Below are 2,969 nucleotides of genomic sequence, written 5' to 3' on the forward strand. Positions count from 1 at the left end.
CCACTAGCTGATTGATACGGTTAGTTTCTAGACCTGCAAGATCTTTAATGAAGTCCGGAGCCTTAATACCCGCAGCCCAAACCATGATTTGTGCAGGGATTTTATCGCCATCTTTGGTCACCAGGCCATCTTTGTCCGCCTGCGTCACCATAGTCGCCGTACGAACATTAACGCCGAGTTTAGTTAGCTCTTGATGGGCAGCACCAGAAATACGTGGAGGTAACGCTGGGAGAATACGTTCGCCCGCTTCAACAAGGTTTACATTTAGCTTGCTTGAATCAAGATCACCAAAGCCATAGGTACGCAGTTCTTTAACCGCGTTATGTAGCTCTGCTGAGAGTTCAACGCCTGTCGCGCCCGCACCAACAATCGCGATATCAACCGTGCCATTACCGTTTTTCGCGTGAAGTTTTAAGAACTGGTTGTTCATCTCGGTACGGAAACGGTGTGCTTGCTCAGGGCTATCAAGGAAAATACAGTTATCACGTACACCTGGAGTGTTGAAGTCATTGGATGTTGAGCCAATGGCCATGACAAGGATGTCATACTCTAGCTCTCGGCTAGGCATCAGTAGCTCGCCATGATCGTCTTTTAGCTCATGCAACTTGATCACTTTACGCTCGCGATCAATATCTTCTAGGCTGCCCATCTGGAAATCAAAACTGTGGTTTTTCGCATGCGCACGATAGCTAAGCGCATCCACACCCTCATCTAGAGAGCCAGTCGCTACTTCGTGCAAAAGTGGTTTCCATAAGTGACTTGCTTTACGATCGACTAGTGTAATTTTTGCGCGGCCTTTACGACCAAGAGTACGGCCTAGTTTAGTTACAAGCTCTAATCCGCCTGCACCGCCGCCTACTACGATAATTCGTGTCACAACAACTTCCTCAAAAAATACAATAAAACTGGTTCGAGCCGAAAATCGCCTCGATATAATTCTGTTTTTTGGGTCTACTGGCACTCGACTGCCAGCAAATACCTAGACTTAATACGCCAGGCAATATGACACGTTTATTGGATAAAAGAGCTCAATGGCTCTAAAACTACAATCTTGATGTAGCTCATTCTTGGGCAAGTTTTTTACTTGCTCTCAATTTTTTTTGATATTTATCAAAAAATTTGTAATGAGTTCATTATATAGAGCTAAAATCGACGCGCAACTAAAGATTAGCTTTATATCATTAAAAATTGTCGGGATAAGGAGCGGTTGAGTAACAAAAAAGCGACAAAGTCTCCTTTGTCGCCTGAACTGTCACGCTACGAGAACACACTAGCTTGCGTTTTTAAACGCCTTCATAGTCTGTAAATGCTGTGAGATTTTTTTAAACTTGTGAGTTTGGGTTTCATCCCAAATGATGTTGTAGTAGCTCTCTAGCTCTTGCGCGGTTTTACTGTTGTCATGAATTTCATCTTGTTTCGATAAAATCACTAAGCAGCGATCTTTATTCTTAGTTCGAAACTCTGATACGCATTTAGTCGCGATGTCTTCGTACTCTTCAGGTCGATCAATGCGGCCTTGCATGGTTAGCTCTGGATGCAAGTTGGGGTTGAAAATAACTTGCTTGATACCGCATAGAAAACCCACTCGCTCAGACCAGTATCCACCAAGGCCAACACCACAAATAATCGGATTTTTGTCCTCAGACTGTTCAATCACTTTGTGCACTTCTTTCAACAGATGCTGCATATCGTGCTTCGGGTGGAGAGTGCTGTAATTGATGAAACGGACATCCTCATCAATGAACTGAAGCTGAAGTACTTTTTCGTGGTTGCCCGGACTGGTCGAATCAAAACCGTGTAAATAGATAATCATTGTAAATCCCTCGATCCCTGTGAATTTAATCTACCATGAAAAACAAGGTTTAAAAGCTCACAAAACGACTTTAACTTATTAGAACTACCAAACAGTGATCTTAGCTACAAATTGTTTCTTGCAGTTTACGTGCTTGGGTCAAATATTGTTCATCTCCCCACAACTGATGAGCCAATAAATACCACAGCATAGCCATCATAATCGCTCTAGGCTGCCATGCCATGACACCCTCAACCCAATCATCCACTCCTTCAATACCCCTAAGCTTGCAGTAACGGAAAACGGCATCGAGCGGTTTTTCACCTGCCACGTCAATGGACAAAGTTAAGTCTAATCGTGGATCTGCTATAGCGGCGTATTCCCAATCGATTACCTTGTTTCCCTCAACCGTTTTGACCATGTTGTAACCAGCGAGATCGAAATGGCATAAGGTATGACCCACATCCGCTAAACTCGGACTTGAACGCCACTGATTATAAAGGGAAACATAAGGTTCAACCTTATATTGTTCTTCGAGCAGCATCCAGTAATGATCAACACGCGCGGTAAAATTAAACGGTGCGACAGGAACACGCTGAGTATCAATATTGTGGATAGCAACCATGGTCTTAAGCAAAGACTCAAACGGTAGACCTCGGATAAGCGACTCCCCTTCAACCCAAGAAACCAACAAACCTTGATCGTTAATATGAACCGCGTGAGGCCCTATGCCAGTCGGCTCAATGGAGGTAAGTATTTGATATTCTTGAAAACGAGAAATTGAAAACGCTTTGGTTATAGGGGTGTTAGGCCGCCAGACATAAGAGTGACCATCCGATGAGACCACTTTCCAGCAGCGATTGGTCAATCCCCCTGTCAGCGTTTGAGCGTAGTCAGGGGGAATGGAGAAGAAGTGTTCCAATGACAATAATGATCGGTCGAGTTGGCAAGCCTCACTCCACGACATTCGCGCCATAGTCCATTCCTTTAATCACATAAAATCTTATAGACCTAAAAAGCTCTTTGATTCTTGTTTACGGATCTCTGTCTCGTCTGCCCATTCAATTAAGCCAGTTTCAAGATCCATCAAGCGCATCGTCATTTTGTAGTAAACATCTTTGTCACTACCAGCGTTCTTATTGATGCTCGACAGGTTACCGTAAAGCATGTATTGAGC

At 43.8% G+C, this 2,969-nt stretch carries 3 protein-coding genes and 1 pseudogene; all 4 read right to left on the reverse strand.

All coding sequences use genetic code 11. The features are described from left to right. Window positions 1-877 (reverse strand): NAD(P)/FAD-dependent oxidoreductase (locus QTO00_RS17510; RefSeq protein ID WP_331425917.1); only part of this gene is annotated, 877 nt, incomplete at its 3' end. 393 nt (window positions 878-1,270) lie between these two features. Beyond that, a complete protein-coding gene (ycfP, locus tag QTO00_RS17515) occupies window positions 1,271-1,813 on the reverse strand; it encodes an alpha/beta hydrolase YcfP (RefSeq protein ID WP_331425918.1) in 543 nt (180 codons plus the stop codon). A 100-nt stretch (window positions 1,814-1,913) separates the two neighbouring features. Continuing rightward, on the reverse strand, window positions 1,914-2,768 hold the full coding sequence (locus tag QTO00_RS17520) for a phosphotransferase (RefSeq protein WP_331425919.1): 855 nt from the start codon (window positions 2,766-2,768) through the stop codon (window positions 1,914-1,916). Between the two features lie 27 nt (window positions 2,769-2,795). After that, window positions 2,796-2,969: pseudogene (locus QTO00_RS17525) on the reverse strand (penicillin-binding protein activator LpoB); the annotation flags it as partial.

Origin of the sequence: Vibrio sp. M260118, assembly GCF_036533755.1 — a bacterium.
Taxonomy (GTDB): Bacteria; Pseudomonadota; Gammaproteobacteria; order Enterobacterales; family Vibrionaceae; genus Vibrio.